This window comes from Pantoea sp. X85, from assembly GCF_029623675.1.
Lineage (GTDB): Bacteria > Pseudomonadota > Gammaproteobacteria > Enterobacterales > Enterobacteriaceae > Pantoea > Pantoea leporis.
In genome coordinates this window covers 601,315-627,090 of the sequence record NZ_CP121109.1, presented here as the reverse complement: position 1 = coordinate 627,090, position 25,776 = coordinate 601,315, and the positions used below count along the sequence as shown (strand labels likewise).

General features: G+C 57.2%; 25 protein-coding genes and 2 pseudogenes. 17 read left to right on the top strand and 10 right to left on the bottom strand.

Annotation, left to right across the window (positions count from 1 at the left end; all coding sequences use genetic code 11):
- Positions 1–40: 40 nt before the first annotated feature.
- On the bottom strand, positions 41–670 hold the full coding sequence (locus P6287_RS22510) for a LysE family translocator (RefSeq protein WP_277975089.1): 630 nt from the start codon (positions 668–670) through the stop codon (positions 41–43).
- A gap of 93 nt (positions 671–763) precedes the next feature.
- Positions 764–1,075 (bottom strand): PTS lactose/cellobiose transporter subunit IIA, encoded by a 312-nt coding sequence (locus P6287_RS22505; protein ID WP_277975088.1) that lies wholly within the window; start codon positions 1,073–1,075, stop codon positions 764–766.
- A 168-nt stretch (positions 1,076–1,243) separates the two neighbouring features.
- On the opposite strand from P6287_RS22505, the gene P6287_RS22500 reads away from it, so the two are divergent.
- From P6287_RS22500 to P6287_RS22485, 4 genes are all read left to right on the top strand, one after another.
- Positions 1,244–2,578 (top strand): PTS transporter subunit EIIC, encoded by a 1,335-nt coding sequence (locus tag P6287_RS22500; RefSeq protein ID WP_277975087.1) that lies wholly within the window; start codon positions 1,244–1,246, stop codon positions 2,576–2,578.
- 9 nt (positions 2,579–2,587) lie between these two features.
- A complete protein-coding gene (locus P6287_RS22495) occupies positions 2,588–4,015 on the top strand; it encodes a glycoside hydrolase family 1 protein (protein WP_277975086.1) in 1,428 nt (475 codons plus the stop codon).
- Between the two features lie 9 nt (positions 4,016–4,024).
- A complete protein-coding gene (locus P6287_RS22490; protein ID WP_008110135.1) occupies positions 4,025–4,342 on the top strand; it encodes a PTS sugar transporter subunit IIB in 318 nt (105 codons plus the stop codon).
- Positions 4,343–4,420: 78 nt separating this feature from the next.
- Complete coding sequence (locus P6287_RS22485; protein ID WP_036650080.1) at positions 4,421–5,194, top strand: FCD domain-containing protein; 774 nt, start codon at positions 4,421–4,423, stop codon at positions 5,192–5,194.
- 110 nt (positions 5,195–5,304) lie between these two features.
- On the opposite strand, the gene P6287_RS22480 is transcribed toward P6287_RS22485, so the two are convergent.
- The 3 genes from P6287_RS22480 to P6287_RS22470 all read right to left on the bottom strand — a co-directional run bounded on the left by P6287_RS22480 (position 5,305) and on the right by P6287_RS22470 (position 7,029).
- Positions 5,305–5,604 carry a helix-turn-helix domain-containing protein gene (locus P6287_RS22480; protein ID WP_222234281.1) on the bottom strand — a complete coding sequence of 100 codons (300 nt, stop codon included), beginning with the start codon at positions 5,602–5,604 and terminating at the stop codon, positions 5,305–5,307.
- Complete coding sequence (locus P6287_RS22475) at positions 5,546–5,959, bottom strand: type II toxin-antitoxin system RelE/ParE family toxin (protein ID WP_137387249.1); 414 nt, start codon at positions 5,957–5,959, stop codon at positions 5,546–5,548. The genes P6287_RS22480 and P6287_RS22475 overlap by 59 nt, the downstream gene beginning before the upstream one ends.
- 149 nt (positions 5,960–6,108) lie before the next feature.
- On the bottom strand, positions 6,109–7,029 hold the full coding sequence (locus P6287_RS22470; RefSeq protein WP_277975349.1) for a LysR family transcriptional regulator: 921 nt from the start codon (positions 7,027–7,029) through the stop codon (positions 6,109–6,111).
- Positions 7,030–7,171: 142 nt separating this feature from the next.
- Between P6287_RS22470 and P6287_RS22465 the strand changes: the two genes are divergently transcribed.
- The 4 genes and pseudogenes from P6287_RS22465 (at position 7,172) to P6287_RS22450 (ending at position 11,124) form a co-directional block, all read left to right on the top strand.
- Positions 7,172–8,173 (top strand): zinc-binding alcohol dehydrogenase family protein, encoded by a 1,002-nt coding sequence (locus P6287_RS22465; protein WP_277975085.1) that lies wholly within the window; start codon positions 7,172–7,174, stop codon positions 8,171–8,173.
- 115 nt (positions 8,174–8,288) lie between these two features.
- On the top strand, positions 8,289–8,942 hold the full coding sequence (nfsB, locus tag P6287_RS22460; protein WP_277975084.1) for an oxygen-insensitive NAD(P)H nitroreductase: 654 nt from the start codon (positions 8,289–8,291) through the stop codon (positions 8,940–8,942).
- Between the two features lie 277 nt (positions 8,943–9,219).
- Positions 9,220–9,990 carry a transporter substrate-binding domain-containing protein gene (locus P6287_RS22455; protein WP_277975083.1) on the top strand — a complete coding sequence of 257 codons (771 nt, stop codon included), beginning with the start codon at positions 9,220–9,222 and terminating at the stop codon, positions 9,988–9,990.
- 73 nt (positions 9,991–10,063) lie between these two features.
- Positions 10,064–11,124 (top strand): annotated as a pseudogene (locus tag P6287_RS22450) (DUF2817 domain-containing protein).
- On the opposite strand, the gene P6287_RS22445 reads toward P6287_RS22450, so the two are convergent.
- Positions 11,119–11,889, bottom strand: a complete 771-nt coding sequence (locus P6287_RS22445) for a 2OG-Fe(II) oxygenase (protein ID WP_110866747.1) — start codon at positions 11,887–11,889, stop codon at positions 11,119–11,121. The pseudogene P6287_RS22450 and the gene P6287_RS22445 overlap by 6 nt on opposite strands.
- A 99-nt stretch (positions 11,890–11,988) precedes the next feature.
- Between P6287_RS22445 and P6287_RS22440 the strand changes: the two genes are divergently transcribed.
- The 4 genes from P6287_RS22440 to P6287_RS22425 are packed head-to-tail and all read left to right on the top strand — an operon-like array spanning position 11,989 to position 15,566.
- Positions 11,989–12,888, top strand: coding sequence for a LysR substrate-binding domain-containing protein (locus tag P6287_RS22440; RefSeq protein WP_277975082.1), 900 nt, complete (start codon positions 11,989–11,991; stop codon positions 12,886–12,888).
- A 58-nt stretch (positions 12,889–12,946) separates the two neighbouring features.
- Positions 12,947–14,245, top strand: coding sequence for an SLC13 family permease (locus P6287_RS22435; RefSeq protein WP_277975081.1), 1,299 nt, complete (start codon positions 12,947–12,949; stop codon positions 14,243–14,245).
- Between the two features lie 21 nt (positions 14,246–14,266).
- Complete coding sequence (locus P6287_RS22430; protein WP_101761724.1) at positions 14,267–15,124, top strand: AraC family transcriptional regulator; 858 nt, start codon at positions 14,267–14,269, stop codon at positions 15,122–15,124.
- 34 nt (positions 15,125–15,158) lie between these two features.
- Positions 15,159–15,566: a DUF2000 family protein gene (locus P6287_RS22425; protein ID WP_277975080.1), complete on the top strand. Its 408-nt coding sequence runs from the start codon at positions 15,159–15,161 to the stop codon at positions 15,564–15,566.
- 63 nt (positions 15,567–15,629) lie between these two features.
- Here the strand turns inward: P6287_RS22425 and P6287_RS22420 are convergent, their stop codons facing one another.
- Positions 15,630–16,952 carry an amidase gene (locus P6287_RS22420; RefSeq protein WP_277975079.1) on the bottom strand — a complete coding sequence of 441 codons (1,323 nt, stop codon included), beginning with the start codon at positions 16,950–16,952 and terminating at the stop codon, positions 15,630–15,632.
- Between the two features lie 4 nt (positions 16,953–16,956).
- On the bottom strand, positions 16,957–17,778 hold the full coding sequence (locus P6287_RS22415; protein WP_277975078.1) for an MBL fold metallo-hydrolase: 822 nt from the start codon (positions 17,776–17,778) through the stop codon (positions 16,957–16,959).
- Positions 17,779–17,860: 82 nt separating this feature from the next.
- On the opposite strand from P6287_RS22415, the pseudogene P6287_RS22410 reads away from it, so the two are divergent.
- Positions 17,861–18,332, top strand: a pseudogene (locus P6287_RS22410) (LysR family transcriptional regulator).
- 30 nt (positions 18,333–18,362) lie between these two features.
- Here the strand turns inward: P6287_RS22410 and P6287_RS22405 are convergent.
- Positions 18,363–19,043, bottom strand: a complete 681-nt coding sequence (locus P6287_RS22405) for an SDR family NAD(P)-dependent oxidoreductase (RefSeq protein WP_192413207.1) — start codon at positions 19,041–19,043, stop codon at positions 18,363–18,365.
- A 132-nt stretch (positions 19,044–19,175) separates the two neighbouring features.
- On the opposite strand from P6287_RS22405, the gene P6287_RS22400 reads away from it, so the two are divergent.
- Positions 19,176–20,111: a LysR family transcriptional regulator gene (locus P6287_RS22400; protein ID WP_277975077.1), complete on the top strand. Its 936-nt coding sequence runs from the start codon at positions 19,176–19,178 to the stop codon at positions 20,109–20,111.
- Here P6287_RS22400 and P6287_RS22395 read toward each other — a convergent pair.
- Positions 20,069–21,103, bottom strand: coding sequence for a LacI family DNA-binding transcriptional regulator (locus P6287_RS22395; protein ID WP_277975076.1), 1,035 nt, complete (start codon positions 21,101–21,103; stop codon positions 20,069–20,071). The two genes, P6287_RS22400 and P6287_RS22395, sit on opposite strands and share 43 nt — an antisense overlap.
- Before the next feature lie 217 nt (positions 21,104–21,320).
- Here P6287_RS22395 and P6287_RS22390 point away from each other — a divergent pair, with 217 nt between their 5' ends.
- The 3 genes from P6287_RS22390 (at position 21,321) to P6287_RS22380 (ending at position 25,770) form a co-directional block, all read left to right on the top strand.
- Positions 21,321–22,349 carry an ABC transporter substrate-binding protein gene (locus P6287_RS22390; RefSeq protein WP_101761718.1) on the top strand — a complete coding sequence of 343 codons (1,029 nt, stop codon included), beginning with the start codon at positions 21,321–21,323 and terminating at the stop codon, positions 22,347–22,349.
- A gap of 140 nt (positions 22,350–22,489) precedes the next feature.
- Positions 22,490–24,712 (top strand): iron ABC transporter permease, encoded by a 2,223-nt coding sequence (locus P6287_RS22385; RefSeq protein ID WP_277975075.1) that lies wholly within the window; start codon positions 22,490–22,492, stop codon positions 24,710–24,712.
- Positions 24,709–25,770 carry an ABC transporter ATP-binding protein gene (locus tag P6287_RS22380; protein ID WP_061719127.1) on the top strand — a complete coding sequence of 354 codons (1,062 nt, stop codon included), beginning with the start codon at positions 24,709–24,711 and terminating at the stop codon, positions 25,768–25,770. Before P6287_RS22385 ends, P6287_RS22380 begins: the two co-directional genes overlap by 4 nt.
- Positions 25,771–25,776: the final 6 nt, after the last annotated feature.

Sequence of the window (25,776 nt, the reverse complement as noted above, 5' to 3'; positions counted from 1 at the left end):
ATGGTTTTTTCAGGTCGCCATTGATGGCGACCTGCCCACATCAACTCCGGCTAAACACCAGCTTCAATCCCGCAACTGTGAAGCAGCAAGCCAGCAGCGCATCCAGCCCACGACGGATGCGGCGGTAGAAAGCCGTCATCACCGCAGTGGAAAACAGCAGCGCGTAACCGCCAAACACCAGCACACAAATTGCCGCGCAGCCTGCAACAATCATCGGCAAGGTTGATGCCGCCGCACCCGGTTTTAACGCCACCGACATGATCGCTACCCACGTCAAAATCGCTTTAGGATTGCCGACGTGCATCAAAATGCCCTGACGAAACATTCTGCCGAAGCGCGCTTTTTCGCTGACCGGTGCGAATTCACTGGCATCTGGCCGACGCAGCGCCGATTTCCCCGCCTTGAACGCCAGCCACAGCAGATACAGTCCGCCGCCAATCTTCAGCACAATCAGCAGTTGCGCAAAGGTGGCCAGCACGGTGAGAACCCCGCAAGCCGCCAGAAGCGCCCACATCATTGAACCGCCAATCACGCCGCTCGCTAATGCCAGTGCCGCGCCGCGTCCCTGTTTCATCGCCGTGCCCATAATCGCCATATTGCTCGGGCCGGGACTGGCGGTAGCGACGAAATAGGTGGTGTAGATCAGAATCATTTCATGTGACAGCGCCATAGGTTCCTCTGCGATGGCGGAAGTGAACCAATGTTATATCGCCAGAAGCTGCATTCTTCCAGAATGGTTTAACTATTCATCCTTGCTGCACCCTTACTTCCCGTGCAACTCCTTCCGCAACAGCACCAACTCGCCTGCCAAATCGCGGCACAGCATCGCCGTCATCAGATGATCCTGCGCATGCACCAAAATCAGCGTGACCGGCACTTTGCCGCTGCCTTCATCGGCACCAATTAACGCGGTCTGGATTTTATGCGCGGCTTTCGCGGCCTCGTCGGATGCCGCTAAAGCCTCGTCCGCCGCTTGCCAGTCAGCTTTACGCGCTTGCTGGATCGCCATCATGGCTTGCGATCGCGCCTCACCGGCATTAATCAGCAACTCCATCATCGTTTGTTCAAAATCCATATCCGCCTCACTTATTGGTATGCCAAATTGGTAATAAAGATGCTACCGGAATACCAAAAAGGAGTTCCGCGAGCATGATCACAGAAATTAACGGCGAATATCGCCATTTTGGTATGCCACGAACCATCAAGCTGATGCATAACACCTAAAACCGCTGAGGGTTGACCAATGTCTCTACAGGAACGTCTTATCGATTCACTGGGTAGCTTTGCCACGCGCTTCAACAGCTACCGCTACATCATGGCGATCAAAGCCTCGTTTATTACGCTGATGCCGGTGATCATCGTCGGCGCGTTTTCGGTGCTGATTTCCAACATGGTGCTGGACCCGAAAAATGGCCTCGCCAGTTTCTCTGCGCTGTCGTTTCTCGCCGATCTGAAACCGATCACCAGCAGCATTAACTACGCCACGCTGAGCTTTCTGAATATCGGCGCGGTGTTTCTGATTGGTATCGAACTGGGCCGCATTAACGGCATTAAAACGCTGTTTCCCGGCCTGCTGGCGATCATCTGCTTCATCTCGGTGACGCCCACCACGCTGCAAATGCTGGTGGATGGCCAGATGCACGTGGTAACCGATGTGCTGGCGAAACAGTTCTCCGATACCAAAAGTCTGTTCCTCGGCATGTTTATCGCCATTCTGTCGGTGGAGATTTACTGCCGGCTGGAGCAGGTTGAACAGCTGAAAATCAAAATGCCGGATACCGTGCCGCCGAACGTTGCCGCGTCATTTTCTGCGCTGATTCCGTCGATCATCACCGTCACGCTGGTCGCCACCTTTGGCTTTATCTTCCATCAGATCACCGGCATGTACCTGTACGACGCGGTGTACAAAGTGGTGCAGCAGCCGCTGGAATCGGTGGTGCAGAGCTTGTGGGGCATTCTGCTGCTGATGTTTGTTGCCCAGCTGTTCTGGGTGATTGGTATTCACGGCAACCAGATGGTGAAACCGATTCGAGAGCCGCTGCTGCTGGGGGCGATTCTGGTCAACATGAACGCCTTCGAGCAGGGTAAGGAAGCGCCAAACATCATCACCATGCCGTTCTGGGACGTGTATATGAGCATCGGCGGTTCCGGTCTGACTATCGGACTGTTAACCGCCGTGATGATCGCCACCAAACGCAAAGAGATGCGTGAAATCGCCAAACTGTCGTTTGGACCTGGCTTATTCAACATCAATGAGCCGGTGATTTTTGGTATGCCGATCATGCTTAACCCCATTCTCGCCATTCCCTTCATCATCACGCCGCTGGTCACCGGTTCGATTGGCTATTTCGCCACGGTGATGGGCTTTGCCGGTAAAGCGGTGGTGATGGTTCCCTGGACTACGCCGCCGATCATCAATGCGTGGCTTTCTACCGCCGGTTCGATGGGCGCGGTGGTGACGCAAATCATCTGCATCGTAGTTTCGGTGTTGATTTATCTGCCTTTTGTCAAAGTGGCTGCGCGTCGCGCTGAAGCGGCGGAAGCGAAAAATCTGCAGGCCGAACTGGCACAAAATTAAGGAGGATCTATGAGTAAGCACACTATTGCGCTGCCGCAGGGTTTTATTCTCGGCGCGGCGGCATCGGCCTGGCAAACCGAAGGCTGGAGCGGCAAAAAAGCCGGGCAGGATTCGTATCTGGATGCCTGGTATCAGCAGGATCGCCACGTCTGGCATAACGGCTATGGACCGGCGGTAGCAACGGATTTCATCAACCGCTTCCGCGAAGACGTGGCGCTGATGAAAGCGGCGGGGCTGACGCATTATCGCACCTCAATCAACTGGTCGCGTTTTCTCACCGACTATGAAAACGCGGTGGTTGATGAGGAGTATGCGGCCTATTACGACCAGTTGATTGATGAGATGCAGCGTCAGGGTATTGAACTGATGTTGTGTCTCGAACATTACGAACTGCCGCTACAGTTGCTGGAAGAGTACGGCGGCTGGCAATCAAAACATGTGGTTGAGCTTTTTACTCGCTATGCCGAGAAGGTGTTTGCCCGCTACGCCGGAAAAGTGACGCGCTGGTTTGTTTTCAATGAGCCGATTGTGGTGCAGACGCGCGTCTATCTTGATGCGCTGCGCTGGCCGTATGAACAGAACACCCATAAGTGGATGCAGTGGAATCATCATAAAAATCTCGCCACGGCGAAGGTGGTTAAGCTGTTCCGCCAGCAGGGTTATGCCGGCACGGTGGGCACCATTCTCAATCCGGAAGTGACCTATCCGCGCTCTTCGGCGGCGCACGATGTTAAAGCCGCAAAAATCTACGATCTGTTTTACAACCGGGTGTTTCTTGATCCGGCGATCAAAGGCGTCTATCCAGCGGAACTGCTGCAACTGCTGGATAAACATGAGGTGCAGTGGGATGTCACCGAGGAAGAGCTGGCGATCATCGCCGCCAACACCGTCGATGAAGTGGGGCTGAATCTTTACTATCCGCATCGTGTTAAAGCGCCATCACGCGGCTGGCATCCGGAGACGCCGTTCCATCCCGCTTTTTACTACGAACATTTTGAGCTGCCGGGCCGCCGCATGAACAGTTCGCGCGGCTGGGAGATTCAGCCACGCATTGTTTTCGACATGGCGCAGCGCATGAAACAGGAGTACGGCAATTTGCCGTGGTTTGTGGCCGAGAGCGGCATGGGCATCGAGAACGAAGCGCAGTTTAAGGATGCGCAGGGCGAAATTCAGGACGACTACCGCATCAACTTTATTGCTGAACATCTCTACCAGGCGGTGCGTGCGCGTGAAGCGGGCAGCAACTGTCAGGGCTACATGCTGTGGGCGTTCACCGACAACGTTTCACCAATGAACGCCTTCAAAAACCGCTACGGACTGATCGAGATCGACCTCGACAACCAGCGGCAGCGGCGGATGAAGAAATCCGCGCACTGGTTCCGTCAGTTGCGTGACACCCAGCAATTGACCCTCAACATTGACGATGAAGCCAAATAAGGACCACCAATGAAACGCATTATTCTGGCCTGCGCGGCAGGCATGTCGACTTCGATGTTAGTCACCCGCATTGAGAAAGAGGCGGTAGCACGCGGTCTTGAGTATCAGATCTACGCTATTCCGGAACAAAACCTGCGTGAAGAGTTACAAAACTACGGTCAGGACGTGGTGGTGGTGCTGCTGGGACCGCAGGTGCGCTTTAAGCTGGAGGAGAATAAAAAGCTGACCGACAGCTATCAACTGCCGATTGCGGTGATCGATACCGTGGCTTACGGCACGTTGAATGGTGCAAAGGTACTCGATCAGGCACTGGCTTTGGTACACTAGCGCCCAGATAGCAGTCAGGCTCCGGCTCGCACAGGACGCGGCCGGGCCGAATGCACCATGATGCAAAAGGGTGAGAGCGTGGAAAAAGCCGAAGCGCCACAAGAGAAAAAGCAGTATCAGGAAATTGGTCAGCATCTGCGTCAGCAAATCCTTGATGGTCATTATCCGGTTGGATCACGACTGCCGCCAGAGCGGCAGTTGGCCGAAACCTGGGGCGTGAGCCGCACCATTGTGCGTGAAGCGTTGCTAATGCTGGAGCTGGAAGGCACGGTGGATATCCGTCAAAGTTCTGGCGTTTACGTGATGCGCATTCCTTCGGAAAGCGAGGATGCGGAAGAGGCCTTTTTCCGCAGCGATGTCGGCCCGTTCGAGATGTTGCAGGCGCGTCAGCTGCTGGAGAGCAACATCGCGGCCTTCGCCGCCAAAATGGCCACCAAAGCCGATATTGAAAACCTGCGCCGCACGCTGGAGCAAGAGCAGCGCGCCATCGCACTCAACGACAGCAGCCAGGATAACGACAAGTTATTTCATCTGCTACTGGCAGGCGCGACGCAAAATCAGATGCTGCTCGATACCGTTACCAGCGTCTGGCGTCATCACGAAGCCAGCCCGCTCTGGCAGCAACTGCGTCCGCAGTATGAAACCCGCGCCTATCGCCTGAAGTGGCTGGGCGATCATCAAACGATTCTGGCCGCGCTGCGCCGCCGTGATGTCATGGGTTCCTGGCAGGCGATGTGGCAGCACCTGGAAAACGTCAAGAATACGCTACTGGAGTTATCCGATGCCGATGCGCCAGACTTTGATGGCTATCTGTTCGAATCGGTGCCGATTTTCCAGGGTAAGTTGATGTGATGAGGTCGCCATTCATGGAGTGACCCCGGGACCCGCTGTCGTAGGGTGCGCATTCATGCGCACCTGCATACCTATGCATTTTAATGCTTGAGTGACTGCGAGGTATAAAATCAAACTATCAAATCAACGTGTTCGCCGCCCGGCATTTTTACACCCAGTGTTAGTTCGCCGCCCAGCGCTTCAACGTAGCGTTTCAGTGTAGAGATTTTCAGCTCAGCACCGCGCGACTCCATCGCTGCCACAGAGGATTGTGCAATATTCATAGCTTCCGCTTGCTGGCGCTGGGTGCGCTGTAACTGTTCGCGTAACTTATACAGCTGACTTTCCAGTCGCATCTGCGTAACACGCTCATCAACCTTTTGCTGCTGTTCCGGCGTCAGCGTCGCCAGCATCTCTTTTAACGTTTTCATGGTGACTCTTCTTGAGTGAGTTCAGATGAAGTTGGTATTCATGCTCAGCAAGATTGAGCATCTCTTTGTAGAATCGTTTTTTGTTCTTTCCTGCTTTGTTTCCCGCACAGAGCACAATGGCTTTGCGATGCGGATCGAAGACAAAGAAGCCACGAATCGGGCGCCCATTGCTTTGAACACGCAGTTCTTTCATATTGGAAATCTTTGAAAAATAGAGCGTGTCAACATACGGACGACCCAAGTGCGGGCCTTCCTGGGACAGTAATTTCAATGCAGCGAGCATATCAATGCGCAGCGCTTCATCTTGCATTGTGAGCCATTGCCAAAATCGATCCGTAGCTTCAACATTCCACACGGTATTCGTCCTTGATAGGTTACAGTCTATTTTATAGGCTGCAGTCTATCAAGAAATAATGCGTGATAATTGCTTTGTATAGAGATTATTGCGGTTCCTGAATCCAGCGCGCAAAGTTCATTGACCAGCTTGGGCGATAAATCGCGACGCTACTCATGCTGGGTGAGCTTCGCGGTTAACGCACGCAGCGGCGTACGCAGCACCTCATGCAGCGCGCGAATCGCGGGGGAAAACTGTTTGCGATGCGGGCAGATAAGGTGCAGCGGCGTGCTTTCGCCCGGCATCTCCGGCATTACGCGCTCCAGCCTGCCGGACAGCACATCGTCACAGACATCAATCCACGATTTATAAGCGATGCCCATACCGGCGATGGCCCAGCGGCGCGCCACTTCGGCATCATCACACAGCATGCGGCTTTTCACCGTGATCTGGCGGCGCATGCCTTCCTGCGGAAAGGTCCATTTGTCGTAAACGTGGCCGCCCATCATAAACAGCAGGCCATGATGCTGCTGGGCGATCTCCTCCAGCTGTTGCGGGCGACCGTGACGATCAAGGTAATCCGGCGACGCCACCATCACGCGGCGATTGTCCTCCGCCAGCGGCAACGCCACGTAGCTGCTGTCTTCCAGCTTGCCGTAGCGAATGGCGATATCCACCGGATCGCGGAACACATCGCTGATCTGGTCGGAAAAGGAGAGCCGCACCGCCAGCGCCGGATGCGCGCGGCAAAAGTCAGTGATCAACGGCAGCAAAATATTGCGACCAATATCCGACGGCAGCGCGATTTTTAGCTCGCCGCTCAGCGCATCTTCATCGCTCTGCAAGCTGTCGGCACCGGCATGCATCAGCGCCAGCATCTCCTGCGCAAAGGGCAGATACTTTTCTCCTTCGGCGGTTAAGCGCAGGCTGCGGGTAGAACGGGCGAACAAGCGGCGATCCAATTCCCGCTCCAGCCGCTGAATTGCCGCGCTGACCTGTCCGGGCAGTAAATTCACCTCGCGCGCCGCGCGTGAAAAGCTGCCGAGTGCGGCTGAACGCACAAACAGAGTGACATCTTCCAGTCGGATCATCTTCTTATTCATCGTGGTAGTCAGCAGGGATTTTCACTCTAAGAGTGAAAGTGTTCACCTGCAACTGGCATTTTTCATTGCGCTGCGGACCGCTATGCTGAATTTACTTCACCAAACCTGCTGATGAATAAGGATCTGCCTGATGAAAGCCATTGTTTATAGCCAAAACGGTTTACCGATTTCCAATGAAAATGCGCTGTATGAGCTTGAGGTTGATAAGCCAGCGCCGGGCGCGCGCGATCTGCTGGTAAAAATTCACGCCATTGCGGTGAACCCGGTGGACACCAAAGTACGCGCCGGTGCGCCAACCGATCAGCCGCGCATTCTCGGTTGGGATGCGGTAGGCGTGGTGGAAGCAGTGGGCGCAGACGTCACGCTGTTCCAGCCGGGCGACGAGGTGTTTTATGCTGGTGATATCACGCGCGCTGGCAGCTATGCCGAATATGGGCTGGTGGATGAACGCCTCGCCGGGCACAAACCGCGTTCACTGAATGACGCCGATGCCGCCGCGCTGCCGCTGACCTCGCTGACTGCGTGGGAACTGCTGTTTGATCGTCTTGAGGTACAAGCCGATGACAACGCCGCGCTGCTGATTATTGGCGCAGGTGGCGGCGTCGGTTCCATATTGACGCAACTCGCCAGCAAGCTAACCAAATTGACGGTGATCGGCACCGCTTCCCGCCCGGAAACGGCGGATTGGGTGCGTTCACTCGGTGCGCACCATGTGATTGATCATTCTCAACCGCTGGGCGAACAGCTGGCGGCGATTGGACATAAAGAGGTGCGCTATGTCGCCTCGCTGACGCATACCGACAGCTATTACGATCAGCTGATTGATGCGCTCGCGCCGCAGGGCAAGCTGGCGTTGATCGACGATCCCGAGACACTGGATGCGGTGCCGCTGAAGCGCAAAGCGATTTCACTGCACTGGGAATTGATGTTTACGCGCTCGCTGTTCCATACCGCCGATATGCAGCGCCAACATGAGATTCTGCAGCGCGTGAGCCAGCTGATTGATGACCAAACGCTGCAAACCACCGCCGGCGAACATCACGGCATTATTAATGCCGCCAATTTGCGCAAGGCGCATGCGCTGATCGAAAGCGGTCGTGCACGCGGTAAGATCGTATTGAGCGGGTTTTAACCAAATTAACGCAATAAATCATGCAAACCACGCGCAATAAATTGCGCCGCTACGGATATCCGCAAGCTTCTGTAGCGGCGCGATTTATCGCGCTACAAAGAAAAAGGAATAGGCCATGACACTCAATGATGCAGTCGCTCGTCGTCACACTGTAAAAGCCTTTGAACAAGGTAAAAGCCTGCCGCAGGATGAAATCGAAACCCTGCTGAACGTGCTGCGCAACAGCCCGTCATCCGTGAACTCCCAGCCTTGGCATTTTGTGGTGGCGTCTACCGAAGCGGGTCGCGAGCAAATCGCCGCATCCACTGATGGCGCCTTTGCCTATAACAGCCCGAAAGTGCGCAATGCCTCGCACGTTATCGCGCTGTGCATGCGCACCGATCTGGATGAAGCGCATTTGCAGAACGTGCTCGATCAGGAAGATGCTGATGGCCGTTACGCCAGGCCGGAAAGCAAAGCGAACAATGACGTGGTGCGTCGCAGCTATGTCGATATGCATCGCTATGAATCACGCGATGTGCCGCAGTGGATGGAAAAGCAGGTTTATCTGGCGCTGGGTGGATTGTTGCTGGGCGCAGCGATGTTGGGCATTGATGCCACACCGATGGAAGGTTTTGACCAGCGTGCGCTGGATCAGGCGCTGGGCCTGCGTGAAAAAGGCTTTACCAGCGTGGTGCTGGTGTCGCTGGGCTATCGCAGCGATGCGGATTTCAACGCCGCGCTGCCGAAATCACGTTTGCCGCGTGACGAGATTTTTACCTTTATTTAATCAATTCCGTTGCTGCAAATTCGCACACTTTCGTAGCGGCGCGATTTATCGCGCAATGAATTGCGCCGCTACAATGTGTGCTCTCGGTATTAGCGGTTTTCATATCTTGACCGACGAGCATTAAGTAAAACTTAATGGGGCATAAATAAAAGCTAACTTATTAACTATTATAAGTATTTGCTCTACTCAAAATCCGTAATTTCTGTAGTGACAACCTGTCCACCATGTTATTAACTCTGCATCCCTTTGTGAACATTTCTGCCTGCCGGAGTTAATAATGAAGAAGAATCTCTCTTTCGCCTTACTGCTTTCGCTGAGTGCTTTCAGCCACGCTTCATTTGCCCAGCAAACCTTGCGCTTCGGCGTTGATCCGACGTTCCCGCCGTTTGAATCCAAAGCCAGCGACGGTTCTTTGCAGGGCTTTGATATCGACCTCGGCAACGCGATCTGCGCCCAGGCCAAAGTGACGTGCCAATGGGTGCAGATTGGTTTTGATGGCAGCATTCCGGCGCTGCAGGCGAGAAAGTTTGATGCGATTCTTTCGGCGATGTCGATGACGGAGAAACGCCGCGAGCAGGTCGCCTTCAGCGACATGCTTTACGTCACGCCGAGCGCATTGCTCACACCCGCGAAAGCGCCGCTAACGGGAGACATTAACGCGCTGCGCGGCAAAAGAATCGGCGTCGCGCAGGGCACCATTCAGGAAACCTACGCCAAAGCGCAGTGGGCAACCAAGGGCGTGAGTGTGGTTTCTTACCCTAATCAGATGGAGATCTATCCTGACTTGGTGGCGGGACGGCTCGACGCCAGCCTGGCCAATGCGGTTTCGGCAGAACAAGGTTTTCTTAACACGCCAGCCGGCAAAGACTACGTCATCAGCGCCACGCTGGTGGATAAAGAGGTATTGGGCAATGGCGTGGGCATTGGATTGCGTAAAGACGATGCGGCCAATCTGAAGTTGATCAACAACGCGCTGGCCGAACTGCACAGCAACGGCACTTACGATCAACTGGCGAAGAAGTACTTCAAATTCAAGGTCTATCCGTAAAATTCATATGCACGCAAGGTCGCCATTGATGACGACCTTGCCCACCAACCGCACCCACACTCACTCAAAAATCATGACGAACTTACCGCACTACCCAACTCAACGCGCCCGCTTTCTCGCCGCCGTCAAACGGCAAAACGGCGCATTAACGTCCTACGCGCATCCGTTACCCGGTCCGCAGGGTGAGGAACTTTTCACTGATGTCGCGGTAATCGGCGATGTCAACGCATCACGGCTGATGCTGGTGATCTCCGGCACGCACGGCGTAGAAGGCTATTACGGCTCCGATTGCCAGATCGCCTGGCTGGATACCTTCAACCTCACGGCGCTGCCGGCGGATACTGCTATCGTGATGCTGCATCTGCTCAATCCGTGGGGCGCGGCGCATTTACGCCGCGTCAATGAAGACAACATCGACCTCAATCGCAACTTTATCGATTTTTCACAGCCCACACCTGCCAATCCCGATTACGCCGCGTGGCATGGCATTTATCACGGCGACCGCGCCAGCGCCGATAAGCGGTTAGCTGACGCGCTAAACAGCGCCGGTTGGCCGGCGATAAAACGCGTGGTGGAAGCGGGGCAATATGGCGCGGCGGACGGTTTCTTCTTCGGCGGCCAACAGCCAGGCTGGTCGTACCGCACGCTGCAAACCATCATCGCCGATCACTTGTCGCACGCCAAAACCATCATCAGCTTCGATCTGCACACCGGCGCGGGCGCGTGGGGACATCCGATGCTGCTGTCGATTGCCGAGCAACGTTTTGCCGCACATGACTGGGGCAAGGAGATTTATGGAGAATGGTTAACGCTGCTATTCACCGGCGCAGGGCGCGACAGCGAAACCGGCGTGACCGCGACGGCTACCGGCTATGTGTCGCAATTTCTGCTGACGTCGCTACCGGAAACGCAGATTTTGCCGCTGGTGGTGGAGTGCGGCACCTATCCTGGCGCCGCGTGCGTGACGATCACTGGCTGCATCTGCAAGGCGATCCAGCCAGTGAAAGCGGGCGGGCGATTAAGCAGGAACTGGTGGAAGGATTCTGGCCCGCCGACGCTGACTGGCGCGCGCTGGTGGCTTTTCGCACCCAGCAGATTTTTGTGCGTGGCTGGCGGGCGCTAATCGATTTATAAGCGTCCGTAAAACGTCATGCGGGCGGTTTCCGACAGGGCAATGCCTGGCTCGGTGTTATACGCCAGCACCGCCAGCATGCGGGTGATATCGCCTTCGGTTGGCGTAACGCGATGCAGCGAATTGCGGCCACGGAACAGCACCAAATCCCCGGCATCAATCGCCAGCGCTTCCACCGGCTGGCGCTGATCCAGCACCGCCGCCACACCGTCGAAATTCATCTCACCGGCATCGGCATCGCGCAGATCTTTCACATACTGGAACACGGCGCCGGCGCGCGGTTTCTGCACCAGCAGCGTGATGGCGAACGACGAGTTATCAAAGTGCCAGCCCAGTTCCTGGCCGTCGGGCGCGTAGTGCAGATTGATCGACGAAAGCGGATCGGCATACGGATAGAGCGCCTCTTCACCCAGCACATCGCACAGGAAGCTTTTGAACAGTTCATCGTTGTAGAGCTGGCGCAGCGGCGAGTCGGCGGCAATCACATCATCGGTGATGCAGCCTTTGGTGCTAATGACATCGCGATTACGCGGATGATCGGCGCTGAAAGCCTCATCTTTTTTCATCAGATAAACGTTATGTTTGCTGGCGGTGTGATACGCCAGATGGCGCTGCGCATCGCCTTCGGCAATGATGGCCTGCAGCGCAGCAGGCTGCAGGAACTGACGCAAAACTAAAGCGCCGTGCTGATTAAGTTGCTCACGGCAGGTGCGACGCCAGTCGGCATCGGCCAGCGGATGCAGATCGAAACGAATCAAGGCAGACATAGTTTTACTTCTCATGTGTTACAGGTGTGTAAAGACTGTAACTCGCTGATATGTTAATACGTAACGATAAAAATTTAACACCTTGCTAAGGAAACCTTAATGCCCGCGCCATCACCGCGTTTGCCCAAAATCAGCGTCATTCAATCCTTCAAAGTGGCGGCGGAACTGGGCAGCCTGGCGAAAGCGGCTGCGCAGCTGGCGTTAACGCCCGCCGCCGTGAGCCAGCAAATTCGCCAGCTGGAAGAGCAGTTGGGCAGCACGCTGTTTGTGCGCACACAAAGCGGCGTGATGCTGACGGAGATGGGCAAAGAGTATCTGCGTTATGTCACTGAGGCGTTCGACATTCTGCACCTCGGCCAGCAAAACCTGCGCCATGCGGCGTCGGCACCGCGATTAACGCTTTATTCGCTGCCGGCGCTGGCCTCAAAATGGCTGCTGCCGAACATCGCGCAGTGGCGCGCGCACTGTCCGGAAATCGATTTATCGCTGCACGGCACCCATACGCAGGTAGATTTTAACGCCACGCCGGCCGATTTTGTCATCTGTTTCGGCGAAGATCGCTATCCGCAGCTGGACAAGCAGCTGCTGTTTCTCGATGAGGTGTTGCCGGTGGCGAGCCCAGCGCTACTGCATCGTTTTGCCGGTCAGAAGGTGTTGCAGCACGCGCCGCTGATTCACCTCGACTGGGGCAATGAAGGGCGTTTCTTACCTGACTGGCGCAGCTGGTTTCAGGCCAAAGGCATTGACGATGCGCCACCGCAGCCGTCGTTCAGTTTCAATCTTACCTCGCTGGCGATTGATGCCGCCGTGGCAGGCGCGGGCTTGCTGCTCGGTCAGCGGCGTTTGATTGCCAACGAACTGGCGCGCGGCGAGTTGGTGGTTGTCGATCCGCTTAGCTTGCCGCTCAGCAAACACTATTTCCTCGCCTGGCCGCAGCGCTCGCTCAGCCAGCCGGGCAGCGCTGCGCTAATCCACTGGCTCACGCAGCTGGCGGGATAATATACCCATTCGTAGCATCGCCCTTTATGGCGACCTGGAAAAGAAAGGGAGTTCATCAATGACCGCAGATCTCAACTTCTGGCTCACCGCGCTGGTGGTGGGCACCACCATTTTGCTATGGGCCAGCGCGCGTTTGCCGGAATACGTTACCGCTTTGCTGTTTTTCACGGCGGCGATGTTGCTAAAGTTGGCTCCTGCCAGCAGCATATTCAGCGGTTTTGCCTCGTCGGCGTTTTGGCTGGTGCTCAGCGGATTTGTGCTGGGCGCGGCGATCCGCAAAGTTGGTCTGGCGCAGCGCTGGGCGAACTGGCTGGTGGTGCCGCTTAGCCAAAGCTGGCCGCGTATGATTGCGGGCACCGTGCTGCTGACTTATCTGCTGGCGTTTGTTATGCCCTCAAATATGGGACGCATCGCGCTGCTGATGCCGGTGGTGCTGGCGATGGGCGAACGCGCAGGAATCAAAGCGGGCAGCTGCGGCAGTATTGGCCTGGCGCTGGCAGTGGGATTTGGCACCTTCCAGCTCTCCGCCAGTATTTTGCCCGCCAATGTGCCGAATCTGGTGCTGAGCGGCGCGGCGGAAAGCGCGTATCAGCTACATCTGCAATGGTTGCCGTGGTGGTTGCTGCATATGCCGGTGGTGGGCATCGCTAAAGGCTTGTTGTTGATAGGTTGCCTGCTGTTTCTGTTTCGCGCGCAGCCCAAAGCGGTGCAGAAGCGCGACAGCTTAACCGCACTTAGCCGCAGCGAGTGGCGCTTGATTGGCCTGCTGGCGATCACCTTGCTGCTGTGGATGACCGACAGCGTACACGGCTTACCGGCTGCGTGGGTGGGATTGGCGGCGGCCTGTATCTGTTTATTGCCGCACGTAGGTTTTATCTCCAGCGAGGACTTTGCCAGCGGGGTAAATTTCCGCACCTGCATCTACATTGCCGGGATTCTTGGCGTCGCCACGCTGGTAGTGGATTCAGGCCTGGGACGGATGATCGCCAATACTCTGCTTAACGTGTTGCCGCTGCACGAACACCCATCCTTCAGCAATTTCGCGGTGCTCAATGCGTTGGTGTCACTACTGAATTTTGTGCTCACCGCCAACGGCGTACCGGCGATGGTGACGCCGATGGCGCAAGAACTGGCGAACGCGTCTGGCTTTCCGCTACTCACCGTGATCATGTTGCAGGTGTTTGCCTACGCTACGCCGCTGCTGCCGTATCAGGCATCGCCGGTGGTGGTGGCGATGGGACTCGGCAACGTTCCGGCGAAGGCCGGTTTACAGCTGTGCGCACTGATTTTTCTGCTTAGCGCGGTGTTGCTGTTACCGCTGGATTATCTGTGGTTTCGGCTGCTAGGCTATGCCTGATGTCTTTGCCAGAGATTGCCTATGCCAGCCAATAATGATTGGGTTGATTTTCGTCGTGATGATGAGACCGGAATTGAAAGCGTCAACGCGCACTTTCGCGGACACGCTTATGATCCGCACGATCACGACGAACTGCTGGTGGGCGTGACGCAACAAGGTTTACAACGTTTTAACTGCCATCGTTCACTGCACACCAGCACGCCGGGCCGGGCGATTTTGATCGAGCCGGGCGCGGTCCACGATGGCCATGCGCCGGACGCCGAGGGTTTCACTTACGTGATGCTCTATCTGCCGCAAAGCTGGGTGGCGGAGATGATGCAGCGTCGCGGGTTGGGTGATGTGTCGAATATCGAAGGCGCTTTCCGCCACACGTTAACTGACGATGCGCTGTTAGCCAGCGCCATTCAGCAAGCCTGGTTTGCCGTGCATCAGGGCGAAGGGCGGTTGGCCCGCGATCAAAGCCTCGATCATTTGCTCACCCTGCTGTCACGCCATCTGGATACCAAACCCAGCCTGCAGCACAGCGAAGCGATGCGTCAGATGCAGCTGCTGCGCGACTATCTGCACGATTTTATGGCGCAGGATATTGGTCTGGATGAGCTGTCGCGCCTTTCCGGCATTGATCGATTTCGCCTCACGCGCCAGTTCAAACAGGCGTTCGGCCAATCGCCGCATGCCTATCTGGTGCGTTTGCGTTTGCGCAGCGCGCGCGCGTTGCTGGCGCAGGGCATTGAGCCGGTGCAGGTGGCGGCGCAGGTTGGATTTGCCGATCAAAGTCATTTGGGCCGTTGGTTTCAGCGCGCCTATCGCATGACGCCCGCCGCTTATCAACGTCAGTGCACAAACGTTCTATACGCTTCCCCGCCTGCTCTTAGATGATGAGGTTTTCGTTGTCATTGGAGAGTTGTTGCAGATGTTTGATACCAAAATCGCCCTGATCGTACGTGATGATTTAGCCACCTGGCAGCGCCTGAATGTGGTGGCGTTCCTCGCTACCGGCGTGGCGTCCGCCGCCCCCGAGATGATGGGCGAACCCTATGTTGATGCCAAAGCGCGACAGTACGGCAACATGGCGGGCCAGCCGATGCTGGTGTTTGCCGGGGATTTGGCCGGTTTGCAGCGTGCGCACCGTCAGGGACTGGAGCGCGAGTTAACCATTATTCCTTACGTGGAAGCGATGTTTTCCACCGGTCACGATGCGGCGAACCGCGAAGTGTTTATGACGGAGGATGCTGATCATTTGAATCTGGTCGGCATTGCGCTGCGCGGCCCGAAGAAGGCGGTGGATAAGGCGATTAAGGGATTGGCGTTGCACGGGTAAAGCACGTTTTCCCTCACACTAACCCTCTCCCGCGGGCGGGAGAGGGCCAGGGTGAGGGCAATACTAAACAAACTTATCCGCCGCGCTCAGCAACAAATCTTCCCGCCCACGCAGCGCCAGCAGCTCCAGCCCAATCGGCAAACCTGCGGCGCTGAATCCCGCTGGAATGCTGATCGCCGGTGCGCCGGTCACCGCTGAAATCAGCGCGTTGCTGCCATCCTGCATCTCACCGTGCTTAACCGGCGCACGGCGCACCACCGGATAAGCCAACAGATTGATCTGCTGCGCGGCGAAAAATTCAGCCAGCTGCAAATACAGATCGCGCTGACGCTGCTGCACCCGCCGGTAACCTTCACTCTCAACGCCCCGATGCTGGGCCCGCGTGGTAAACACCGTTTCCAGCTGAGGATGATAGCGCCCGGACGCCACCACTTCCGCCAGCGTGCGGACCTGCGCCTGCGATTTATCCGCCAGATACGCCGCCAGCGCAGCGGCAAATTCGTAGCCGATGATATTGGCGTCGGCGGCCAACGTCTCCAGCTGCGGATAACTCACCTCACGCGGCGCGAAATCCGCCAGCGCCGCGCGAACCGCCTGATTAATCTCGTCTTCATCGGCTGCAAACCCTTCCAGCCAGATGCCGATGCGCAGCGGCTCATCGCTCTCCGCAAACTGTTGTCCGCTAAGAATTTCAGACGCTAAACGTAAATCCGCCGCCGACCGCGCCAGCGGGCCGGGAATATCCTGAGTTGGCGACAGCGGCACAATGCCGTCGGTGCTGATTGCACCGCGCGTCATGCGCAGGCCAAAAAGATGGTTAAACGCCGCCGGAATGCGCACCGATCCGGCGGTATCGCTGCCGATCGCCAGCGGCACGTAACCGGCTGCGACCGCCACGGCGGAACCGCTGCTCGATCCGCCCGGCGAGCGGCCTTCAACCCACGCATTATGGGTAAATCCGCTTAACGACGACGCGCCGGTAATGCCCGCCGCCAGCTCATGCATGGCGGTTTTGCCGATCAGAATCGCGCCTGCCTTTCTCAGTCGGGTAACCAGCGGCGCATCGTCGCTGGCAATAACCTCACGCAGCAGCACCGAACCGGCGCTGGTTGGCCAGCCCTGCACTTCGATATTGTCTTTAATCAGCACCGGAATACCTTCCAGCGGTCCCGCCGCCTCGCCGCGCTGACGACGCGCATCGCTGGCGTCCGCTGCCGCTAAGGCTTGTTCGGCAAACAGCCAGGTGATGGCGTTGTAGCGCGGTTGATCCACCTCGCCAATGCGCTGCAGCGCGAAGGTAGCTAACTGGCGAGCGCTCACCGTGCACTGCGTCAGCGCCTGCTGTAACTCGTTAATCGAAGCGGTGAGATATTCAGCGTATTGCATCAGGTTAAACCTCCAGCGGAATCCATTGCCCGTCGCGCGTGACGCGTCCGCACGAGCTGCCATTAAAGTGCGTGCTGAACCAGATTGCCTGATGTTGTGCGCACCAGTCCACCACCCGTTGCCGTGAAGTGACCGCCAGCGCTTTATCCTCGCAAAACAGTGAGTTCCAGTACGGATACTGAAACTGAATGGCATTATGCATCACGTCGCCGGCAAAGATCGCCGATTCACCGGCGCTTTCCAGCACAATCGATGCATGATCAACGCTGTGACCGGGCGTGGAGAGATAGCGCAGCACGCCAGCAAACAAAGGTGAATCCTGCACGTTGATAGTCTCAAGCTGGCCGCTCCCGATCAGCGGCAGAATACTGTCGCGATAGAGCTCCTGCGCCGCCGGATTCTGTTGACAGTGCGCCAGTTCCCGCGCCGAGCAGATATAGCGCGCATTCGGGAACATCGGCAGCCATTCGCCATCACGCTGATGCGTATTCCAGCCAACGTGATCGGTATGAATGTGCGTCATCAGCACCAGCGTCACTTCCGCCGGATCAACGCCCGCCTGCGCGAGGTTTGCGGCATACGGCGTGTTCAGCTGGTGAAATAATGGCTTGTTATCGCGATTGCGGCCGTTGCCGGTGGCGGTATCGATAATGATGGTGTGCTCACCGGTGCGCACCACCCAGCTATGAATCGACATTTCGGCGGGCTGCTCAGCTAATTCGTCACTCATTTCCGCGCGATGTGGCGTAAACAGCACGCCCAGCGGGAAGGCGGCGGTTTGTTCGCTCACTTTGGTAATCAGGCAATCGCCGACGCGAATCGTCATGAGGTGCTCCTAAATTTTTTGATGGCAGCGAAGAAGCCTCACTATACTGGCGGCACGATCATTATTTAAATCGATTAGAATCATGCAAAGCATCAACGAAAATGATTTTTCGCGCATCGACCTGAATTTGCTGGTGGTGTTGCTGGTGATGTACGAGGTGCGCAGTGTCACGCAAGCGGCAAATCGGCTCTATCTCGGACAACCGGCAGTGAGCGCGGCGTTAAAACGTCTGCGCGAGATGTTTGACGATCCGCTATTTGTGCGTGCTGGATCGGCAGCTGCAGCAACAAGGTGTGGCGCGGCGCGTGCGCTATGTGACGCCAAATTTCTCCGCGTTGCCGATGCTGCTTAAGCGTTTGCCGCTGTTCGCTACGGTGCCGCAGGGTTTGGTGCCATCCTGGTGCGATTTGTATGACCTGAGCGCCGCGCCAGTGCCGGTCAATATGCCGGATTATGAAGTGTCGCTGCTGTGGCATAACGCGCGTAGCGAAGATGCCGCCAGCCGCTGGCTGCGGGAGAGGCTGCGCGGGCTGATAAAGAGTAAGCCGCTTTGATGAGGTCGCCATAAATGGCGACCTGCACGTTTACCACGGCACCACACGCCCTAAATAATCCAGATAATGAATTCCGCGTCGCCCAGCGTGGCTTTCCATCGTGTTCAGCAAGTTCGGAATGCTCTCCTCAATGGTCAAACGCGCTTCCGGGCCGCCCATATCGGTGCGCACCCAGCCGGGTGCCATCAACAATAACGTGCGCTCGCCGCCGCTACGTACGGCGAAGCTGCGCATAAACATATTTAGCGCCGCTTTGCTGCCGCGATACACCTCGTAATTACCGTTGGTGTTGTTGGTCAAACTGCCCTGGCCAGATGACATCACCGCAATAGTGCCGCTGGGCGTAACGCGATCTTTAAAGGTTTCAATCACCCGCAACGGGCTTAGCGCGTTAGTCACCATCACGCGGGTGAACTCTTCGGTGGAAACATCGGCGATGGTTTCGCGGTCATCATTTTTCACCCCTGCGTTGACGAACAGCATATCGAACTGCCAATCCGCCAGCCGCGTATGCAGCGCTGCGACCTGTTCCGGTTCATTGATATCCACGCTTTCCACCGTCAACTTTGCGGGGAAGCGATCGGCCAGTTGTTGTAAATTTCCTGTCGAGTTTTCACGTCCGGTGGCGACCACCTGATAACCGCGCTGCAGCATGGTTTCCGCCAGTGCCAAACCCAGGCCACGCGATGCGCCAATCAGTAATATCTTCATGTTGTTCTCCTCGGTGTTTGCGATAAGAAGAGTGTAGCGCCGGGCGAGGGCAGGCGGAACGCGCAGCACTCGCAGTATTAACCTGCACCAAACGCCTTGTCTCACTGCGCTGAATCGGCGAGGATAGACCGCATGAATGATGCCGACCTGAATCTGTTAATTGCTTTGGATGCGCTGCTGATTGAAGGCAGCGTGATTGGCGCTGCGCGTCGCTTGGGCTTAAGCGAATCGGCGATGAGCCGCACGCTGGGACGCTTACGTGCCACCACCGGCGATGCGCTGTTAGTGCGCGCCGGACGCAACATGGTGCTGACACCTTATGCCGAAGCGATCCGCGAGCGCACGCATCACACGGTACGCGAGGCGCGTGCGGTGTTAAGCCCAACGGCGCAGTCGCTGGATCTGCATCAGCTAGACCGCTGCTTCACCCTGCGCACCAATGAAGGGTTCGTCGAAGCCTTTGGCAGCGCGCTCATCGCTGCCGTGGCGCACCAGGCGCCGCACGCGTGGCTCAGTTTTGTGCCCAAGCCGGAGAAAAGCGCGCGCGATTTGCGCGAAGGCAACATCGATCTGGAGATTGGCGTGCTGGGCAATATGGGCCCGGAGATTCGCCTGCAGGCGCTGTTCCGCGATAGCTTCGTTGGCGTGGTGCGCGCCGGGCATCCGCTCACGCAGCAGCGGGATATCACCCAGTTCGCCGCTTTTGGTCATATCGTGGCGTCACGGCGCGGTGAGCTTGGCGGGCCGATTCACGATGCGCTAAAGCAGGCAGGATTAACCCGCAAGGTGGCGGCGGTGGTAGCGGCATTCTCCAGCGCGGTGGCGCTGGCGCAGGAATCGGATCACATCGCTTTGGTGCCGCGTTCGCTGTTTCTGCATCATCCGTTGATCAAAAACAGCACCCGCTTAGCGATGTTTGAACTGCCGTTCGCCACGCCAGAAATGACAGTGTCACAACTGTGGCATCCGAGACTGGAAAATGACGCGGCGCATCGTTGGTTACGCGGCGTGGTAAAAAAGGTTTGTCAACCGCCGCGCACCGAACCACGCCACACTACATCGGCCTGATACAGCAGGCTGTCGTGCTGCTGTTCAACTTGCGGCGTGAAGCCGGTTTCCTCCTGCTCGGTTTGTATCAACCACTTCACCGCATCCTGTGCAAACTGCTCAACCGGTTGGGAAAACGTGGTGAGATTGTAGGATGACCAGCCGGCCTGCGCGATGTTGTCGTAACCGATCAAACAGAGATCTTCCGGCACGCGCAGCGCAAAGCGGTGGCGCGCTTCATCCATAAAGCCGCAGGCCACCAAATCGGTGACGCAAAACACGCCGTCCGGTCGCTGATGACGCGTTAGCAAGCGGTGCGCCAGAATCTGCCCACTCTCGTACGAGGTGGTACCAAAACGTTCGATGGTCACGGTTAATCCCGCCCGTTCGGCCGCCAGCACAAAGGCGTCTTCGCGCTTTTTCAGGCTCGGCGTGCCCGCCAGCGAATTGGCAAATGCCAGATGCTGACAACCGGCGCGCTGAAACGCCATTACCGCCGTTTGCGCGGCGCTTTCGGCATCGAGATTGATGCTAAGCGAGCCCGGCAACGCTTCATCGCGGTTGATCAAAATGATGCGCTGGCCGTGTTTATAGCATTGGCGCGTGATGGTGCGATCCGGCATGCCGGAGAGAATGATTGAGGCATCTGCGCGGAAATTAATCGCCTGCTGCAGCGCCGCCGAAACGCTGTTATCTGAGCGGTCGGTGTTGATCAGCATCGCCACTTTGCCTGCTTCCTGCAAAAACTGCGTCAGCCAGCGTACCAGACTGGCGCGATAGGGCGTGGCGATTTCCGAGACGATCAGGCAGACAATGCTGCTGCGATTGCGCACCAGACCGCGCGCCAGATGATTGACGTGATACCCCAACTCTTCCGCCGCCTTCATCACCCGTTCTCGCGTTGCCGGTGACACGCTGGCGCCCGGCGTAAACGCGCGCGACACCGCTGAGCGCGATACGCCCGCGCGTTCAGCGACATCCTGCGCGCTCACCACCGCTTTCTCATGCTGCATGTTCAACACCTCTTCACAATCTGGCTGAAACTGAGTCTGCCTCAGATTGCAAAGCTGTGCAAACCGCTTTAGATCTCATTTGTTGCATTTTTGTGACATCGCCTAACAATTGCGCAGCGTGGTGTTTGACAGGACATTTCTTGTTCATTACTACTTTGCACACACGTGCAAGAAAAGGTGCCAATGAAGCACCAACCCTACAATCCAGGAGAACACTATGCGAGTCACCTCAATGGCCATCGCGCTATCCCTCTGTTGCACTGCCATACCTTTTGCCGCCTCGGCGGCGGGCAATCTGAACATGGTCTGCTCCGCCGATGTGGTGGTGTGCGAGCACATGACCAACATCTTCAGCAAGGCACATCCGGATATCAAAGTCAGCATGGTGCGCCTCTCGGCGGGCGAAGCTTATGCGCGCCTGCGCAGCGAAGCACGCAATCCGCGCACTGATATCTGGTGGGCCGGCACCGGCGATCCGCATATGCAGGCGGCGGAAGAGGGGCTGACGCAGCCGTACAAATCGCCGCTGCTCGATCAGCAGCAGGATTGGGCGCAGAAGCAGGCGGAAAACTCCCATTACCGCACGGTGGGCATATACGCCGGCGCGCTCGGTTGGGGTTACAACACCAAATTACTGGCGTCGAAAAAGCTGAAAGAGCCGAAATGCTGGGCCGATCTGCTGGACCCAAGCTTCAAAGGAGAAATTCAGATCGCCAACCCGAACTCGTCGGGCACGGCCTACAACACGCTGGCGACGCTGGTGCAGATCATGGGTGAAGATCAGGCCTTTGATTACCTGAAAAAACTCAACGCCAATATTTCACAGTACACCAAATCCGGCTCGGCGCCGGTGAAATCGGCGGCGCGTGGCGAAACCACCGTTGGCATTGTGTTTATGCATGATGCGGTGGCGATGGAAGTCGACGGTTTCCCGATCAAGACCGTCGCGCCCTGTGAAGGCACCGGCTATGAGATTGGCTCAATGTCGATTGTTAAAGGGGCGCGCAATCTCGCGAACGCCAAAGTCTGGTACGACTGGGCGCTGAGCGCCGAAGCGCAATCGCATATGAAAGAGGCCAAATCCTTCCAGCTGCCGTCGAACCGCAACGCGGAGATTTCAGAGTACGCGCCGCGCTTTGAGAACATCAAATTGATCGATTACGACTTCAAGACCTACGGCGATTCAGCCAAACGTAAAGCGTTACTGGGACGTTGGGATAAAGAGATTGGTGCCAGCGCGCAGTAACAGAATTTGCGCACACCGTAGCGGCGCAATTTATTGCGCGTTGTTCGTCGGTGCATGCGGTTCGAATGTTGAAAAGCAAAGACGCGCGAGAAATCGCGCCGCTACGCATACGTGCACGCAATGACGTTTTGGGGGATTGGATGAATGCAAATAATCGTCGTCTGACAGGCGCGCTGCTCATCGGCGCAGTGGCGTTACTGCTGCTGCCGTGGTTCAGCCTGGAAGCCGGTTTCTTCAGCCGCGGCTGGTTAACCAGCCTGTGGAGCGATAGCGCCAACGCGCCTGCGTTGTGGCAAGTGGGCGAACATCCGTGGCTCATCATCGCCATCGCGCTGTTTGTGCTGTGCGCTGGCTGCGGCCTCCTGCCAGGCGCGGCACGCAGCCGTTTGCTGCTGCTGTTCAGCGCACTTGGCGTGCTGTTCCTCATCATCGAAGGTCACGCCATTGGCTACAGCGGCTGGAGCTGGCTGTGGCTGGAAAACCGCTTCGGCGCACTTGCCTCGGGCCAGCCGGCGATGGGCGCAGGTGCGCTGCTGTTACTGACCACTTTCCTGCTGCTGTTCTCCTTTGCGCTGGCCGAACGCGGCGTGATGAAAGGTGATGCCTTTGTGGTGGCGTCGCTGGTGCTGCTCACCGCGCTGGTGAGCATCTTTGTGCTCTACCCGGTGCTGAGCATGTTTGTGGTGTCGGTGCAGGACGTAGACGGCAGCTTCAAACCGGATGGCTTGATCAGCAACATTCAGGATCCGTCGATCTGGAGCTTGTCCTGTTTGTCGGGCGGCACCTGCGGCACCGCATGGCGCACGTTGTGGCTGGCGCTGATGACTGCCGCCGGATCAACGCTGCTCGGTTTGGCGTTTGCCTTAGCCGCCACGCGCACGCCGCTGCCGTGTAAGAAAGCGCTGCGCATGCTGACCATTCTGCCGATCATCACGCCGCCGTTTGTCATTGGTCTGGCGCTGATCCTGCTGTTTGGTCGCTCCGGCGTGGTAACCGAACATCTGGCGGCGCTGTTTGGCATCGAACCGGGCCGCTGGCTGTATGGCTTAACCGGCATCTGGATCGCGCAGGTGCTGTCATTTACGCCGATCGCATTTTTGGTGCTGATTGGCGTGGTGGAAGGTGTTAGTCCGTCGCTGGAAGAGGCATCACAGACGCTGCGTGCCAATCGCTGGCGCACCTTTACGCGCGTTTCGCTGCCGCTGATGGCGCCGGGTTTAGCCAACGCTTTCCTGATTAGCTTTATTGAAAGCATGGCCGATTTCGGTAATCCGATGGTGCTTGGCGGCAGTCACGGCGTGCTCTCCACGGAGATCTTCTTCTCGGTAGTTGGCGCGCAGAACGATCCAAGTCGTGCGGCGGTGCTGGCGATGATTCTGCTGTGCTTCACGCTGACGGCCTTTGTGCTGCAGCGCTGGTGGCTTGGCGGTAAAAACTTCGCCACCGTCACCGGCAAAGGCGACGGCGGCAAACATGTGCAGCTGCCGCGCGTGCTGCGCTTTGGCGTGTACGGCATGGTGATTCCCTGGGGCCTGTTCACGCTGGTGATCTACGGCATGATTGTGGTCGGCGGCTTTGTGCAGTCGTGGGGATTGAATGATGCGCTGACCATCGAGCATTACGTGCGTGCCTTCGGCGTCAGCTTCAGCGACGGGCATCTGCTGTGGAGCGGCGTGGCGTGGAACTCGTTCTGGACCACGCTGGAGATCGCGCTGATTGCCGCGCCGCTGACGGCGATTGTCGGCCTGCTCACCGCATGGCTAATTGTGCGACAGAAGTTTGCCGGTCGTCAGACCTTCGAGTTCCTGCTGATGCTGAGCTTCGCCATTCCCGGCACGGTGATCGGCGTGAGTTATGTGATGGCCTATAACCTGCCGCCGCTGGAGATCACCGGTACCGCGATGATCCTTGTAGCCTGCTTTGTGTTCCGCAACATGCCGGTCGGCGTGCGCGGCGGCATCGCGGCGATGAGCCAGCTGGATAAAAGTCTGGATGAAGCGTCATTAACGCTCGGGGCCAACAGCTTCCGCACGCTGCGCAAAGTGGTACTGCCGCTGCTTAAACCCGCCATCAGCGCCGCGCTGGTCTACGCCTTCGTGCGTGCCATTACCTCAATCAGTGCGGTGATCTTCCTCGTGAGCGCGCAATACAACATGGCAACCTCTTACATCGTCGGGCTGGTGGAAAACGGCGAATACGGTGTGGCGATTGCTTACTCAACCGTCTTGATTGTGGTGATGCTGCTGATCATCGGCATGTTCCAGTGGCTGGTGGGCGAACGGCGTCTGCGCCGCGTGGCCCGTCCGGTCGATATTGCGGTGCCGCCCGCAACAACCTCATTAACGCAGGAGAGAGCCGTATGACACGCGTAACCGCTGGATCTGTGGTGTTTGAACACGTCTCGAAACGCTTTGCCGGATTTGATGCCATTCCCGATCTCTCGCTGACGGTGGAGCCCGGCACGCTGGTAACGCTGCTGGGTCCATCCGGCTGCGGCAAAACCACCACGCTGCGCCTGCTGGCCGGGCTCGAGCATCCCAGCGCCGGGCGCATTTTGATTGGCGGCAAAGATGTCACCAACTTGCCCGCCAACGAGCGCGACGTGGCGATGGTGTTTCAGTCTTACGCACTGTTCCCGCACATGAGCGCGCTCGACAACATCATGTATGGCTTGCAGTCGTCGGGCATGAATAAGCGTGAAGCGCAGGACCGCGCGCGCGAAGGGTTGAAGCTGGTGGGCCTCGAACATCAGGGCCAGCGATTGCCATCTGAGCTCTCCGGCGGGCAGCAACAGCGCATTGCCGTGGCGCGCGCTCTGGTGCTGGAGCCGCAGGTGCTGCTGCTGGATGAACCGCTCTCGAATCTCGATGAGCGTTTGCGTCGCCGGGTGCGCACCGATATCCGCGATCTGCAACAGCGACTCGGCTTCACCGCGGTGTACGTCACGCACGATCAGGAAGAGGCGCTGGCGGTCTCCGATAAGATTATTGTCATGAAAGAGGGGGATATTGCACAGCAGGGCGCGCCGGAAAGTCTTTATCACGCGCCGAACTCGGTGTTTATCGCCGACTTTATGGGCGAAGCTAACATTCTGCCATGCGAAGTGGAGCAGCTTGATGGCAGCGAAGCGCTGGTGCGACTCGGCAGCCAGCGCTATCGCGTGCGCGGCAACGGCCTGAAAACCGGCGCAGCACAGCTGTCGGTGCGACCGCAATTCATCACTCTGCGCGGAGAAGGCGCAGGTGCACTGCGCGGCGAAGTGACGCACAGCACGTGGCTCGGCGACCATATCGAATATGAAGTCGCCACCGAATTGGGTTCACTGTTTATTGTCGATGCCGAGATGGAGCAGCAGTTGCCGCTGGCCTCAAACGTCGCGATTGATTTTAAACCTCAGGGTTTGGCCCTGATTGCCGGTTAATGTAAG

What these genes read in the sequence shown, in the direction of transcription:
- P6287_RS22510 (WP_277975089.1), bottom strand. Translation starts at nt 670, where the DNA reads ATGGCGCTGTCACATGAAATGATTCTGATCTACACCACCTATTTCGTC.
- P6287_RS22505 (WP_277975088.1), bottom strand. Translation starts at nt 1,075, where the DNA reads ATGGATTTTGAACAAACGATGATGGAGTTGCTGATTAATGCCGGTGAG.
- P6287_RS22500 (WP_277975087.1), top strand. Translation starts at nt 1,244, where the DNA reads ATGTCTCTACAGGAACGTCTTATCGATTCACTGGGTAGCTTTGCCACG.
- P6287_RS22495 (WP_277975086.1), top strand. Translation starts at nt 2,588, where the DNA reads ATGAGTAAGCACACTATTGCGCTGCCGCAGGGTTTTATTCTCGGCGCG.
- P6287_RS22490 (WP_008110135.1), top strand. Translation starts at nt 4,025, where the DNA reads ATGAAACGCATTATTCTGGCCTGCGCGGCAGGCATGTCGACTTCGATG.
- P6287_RS22480 (WP_222234281.1), bottom strand. Translation starts at nt 5,604, where the DNA reads ATGAAAACGTTAAAAGAGATGCTGGCGACGCTGACGCCGGAACAGCAG.
- P6287_RS22470 (WP_277975349.1), bottom strand. Translation starts at nt 7,029, where the DNA reads ATGATCCGACTGGAAGATGTCACTCTGTTTGTGCGTTCAGCCGCACTC.
- P6287_RS22465 (WP_277975085.1), top strand. Translation starts at nt 7,172, where the DNA reads ATGAAAGCCATTGTTTATAGCCAAAACGGTTTACCGATTTCCAATGAA.
- nfsB (WP_277975084.1), top strand. Translation starts at nt 8,289, where the DNA reads ATGACACTCAATGATGCAGTCGCTCGTCGTCACACTGTAAAAGCCTTT.
- P6287_RS22455 (WP_277975083.1), top strand. Translation starts at nt 9,220, where the DNA reads ATGAAGAAGAATCTCTCTTTCGCCTTACTGCTTTCGCTGAGTGCTTTC.
- P6287_RS22445 (WP_110866747.1), bottom strand. Translation starts at nt 11,889, where the DNA reads ATGTCTGCCTTGATTCGTTTCGATCTGCATCCGCTGGCCGATGCCGAC.
- P6287_RS22440 (WP_277975082.1), top strand. Translation starts at nt 11,989, where the DNA reads ATGCCCGCGCCATCACCGCGTTTGCCCAAAATCAGCGTCATTCAATCC.
- P6287_RS22435 (WP_277975081.1), top strand. Translation starts at nt 12,947, where the DNA reads ATGACCGCAGATCTCAACTTCTGGCTCACCGCGCTGGTGGTGGGCACC.
- P6287_RS22430 (WP_101761724.1), top strand. Translation starts at nt 14,267, where the DNA reads ATGCCAGCCAATAATGATTGGGTTGATTTTCGTCGTGATGATGAGACC.
- P6287_RS22425 (WP_277975080.1), top strand. Translation starts at nt 15,159, where the DNA reads ATGTTTGATACCAAAATCGCCCTGATCGTACGTGATGATTTAGCCACC.
- P6287_RS22420 (WP_277975079.1), bottom strand. Translation starts at nt 16,952, where the DNA reads ATGCAATACGCTGAATATCTCACCGCTTCGATTAACGAGTTACAGCAG.
- P6287_RS22415 (WP_277975078.1), bottom strand. Translation starts at nt 17,778, where the DNA reads ATGACGATTCGCGTCGGCGATTGCCTGATTACCAAAGTGAGCGAACAA.
- P6287_RS22405 (WP_192413207.1), bottom strand. Translation starts at nt 19,043, where the DNA reads ATGAAGATATTACTGATTGGCGCATCGCGTGGCCTGGGTTTGGCACTG.
- P6287_RS22400 (WP_277975077.1), top strand. Translation starts at nt 19,176, where the DNA reads ATGAATGATGCCGACCTGAATCTGTTAATTGCTTTGGATGCGCTGCTG.
- P6287_RS22395 (WP_277975076.1), bottom strand. Translation starts at nt 21,103, where the DNA reads ATGCAGCATGAGAAAGCGGTGGTGAGCGCGCAGGATGTCGCTGAACGC.
- P6287_RS22390 (WP_101761718.1), top strand. Translation starts at nt 21,321, where the DNA reads ATGCGAGTCACCTCAATGGCCATCGCGCTATCCCTCTGTTGCACTGCC.
- P6287_RS22385 (WP_277975075.1), top strand. Translation starts at nt 22,490, where the DNA reads ATGAATGCAAATAATCGTCGTCTGACAGGCGCGCTGCTCATCGGCGCA.
- P6287_RS22380 (WP_061719127.1), top strand. Translation starts at nt 24,709, where the DNA reads ATGACACGCGTAACCGCTGGATCTGTGGTGTTTGAACACGTCTCGAAA.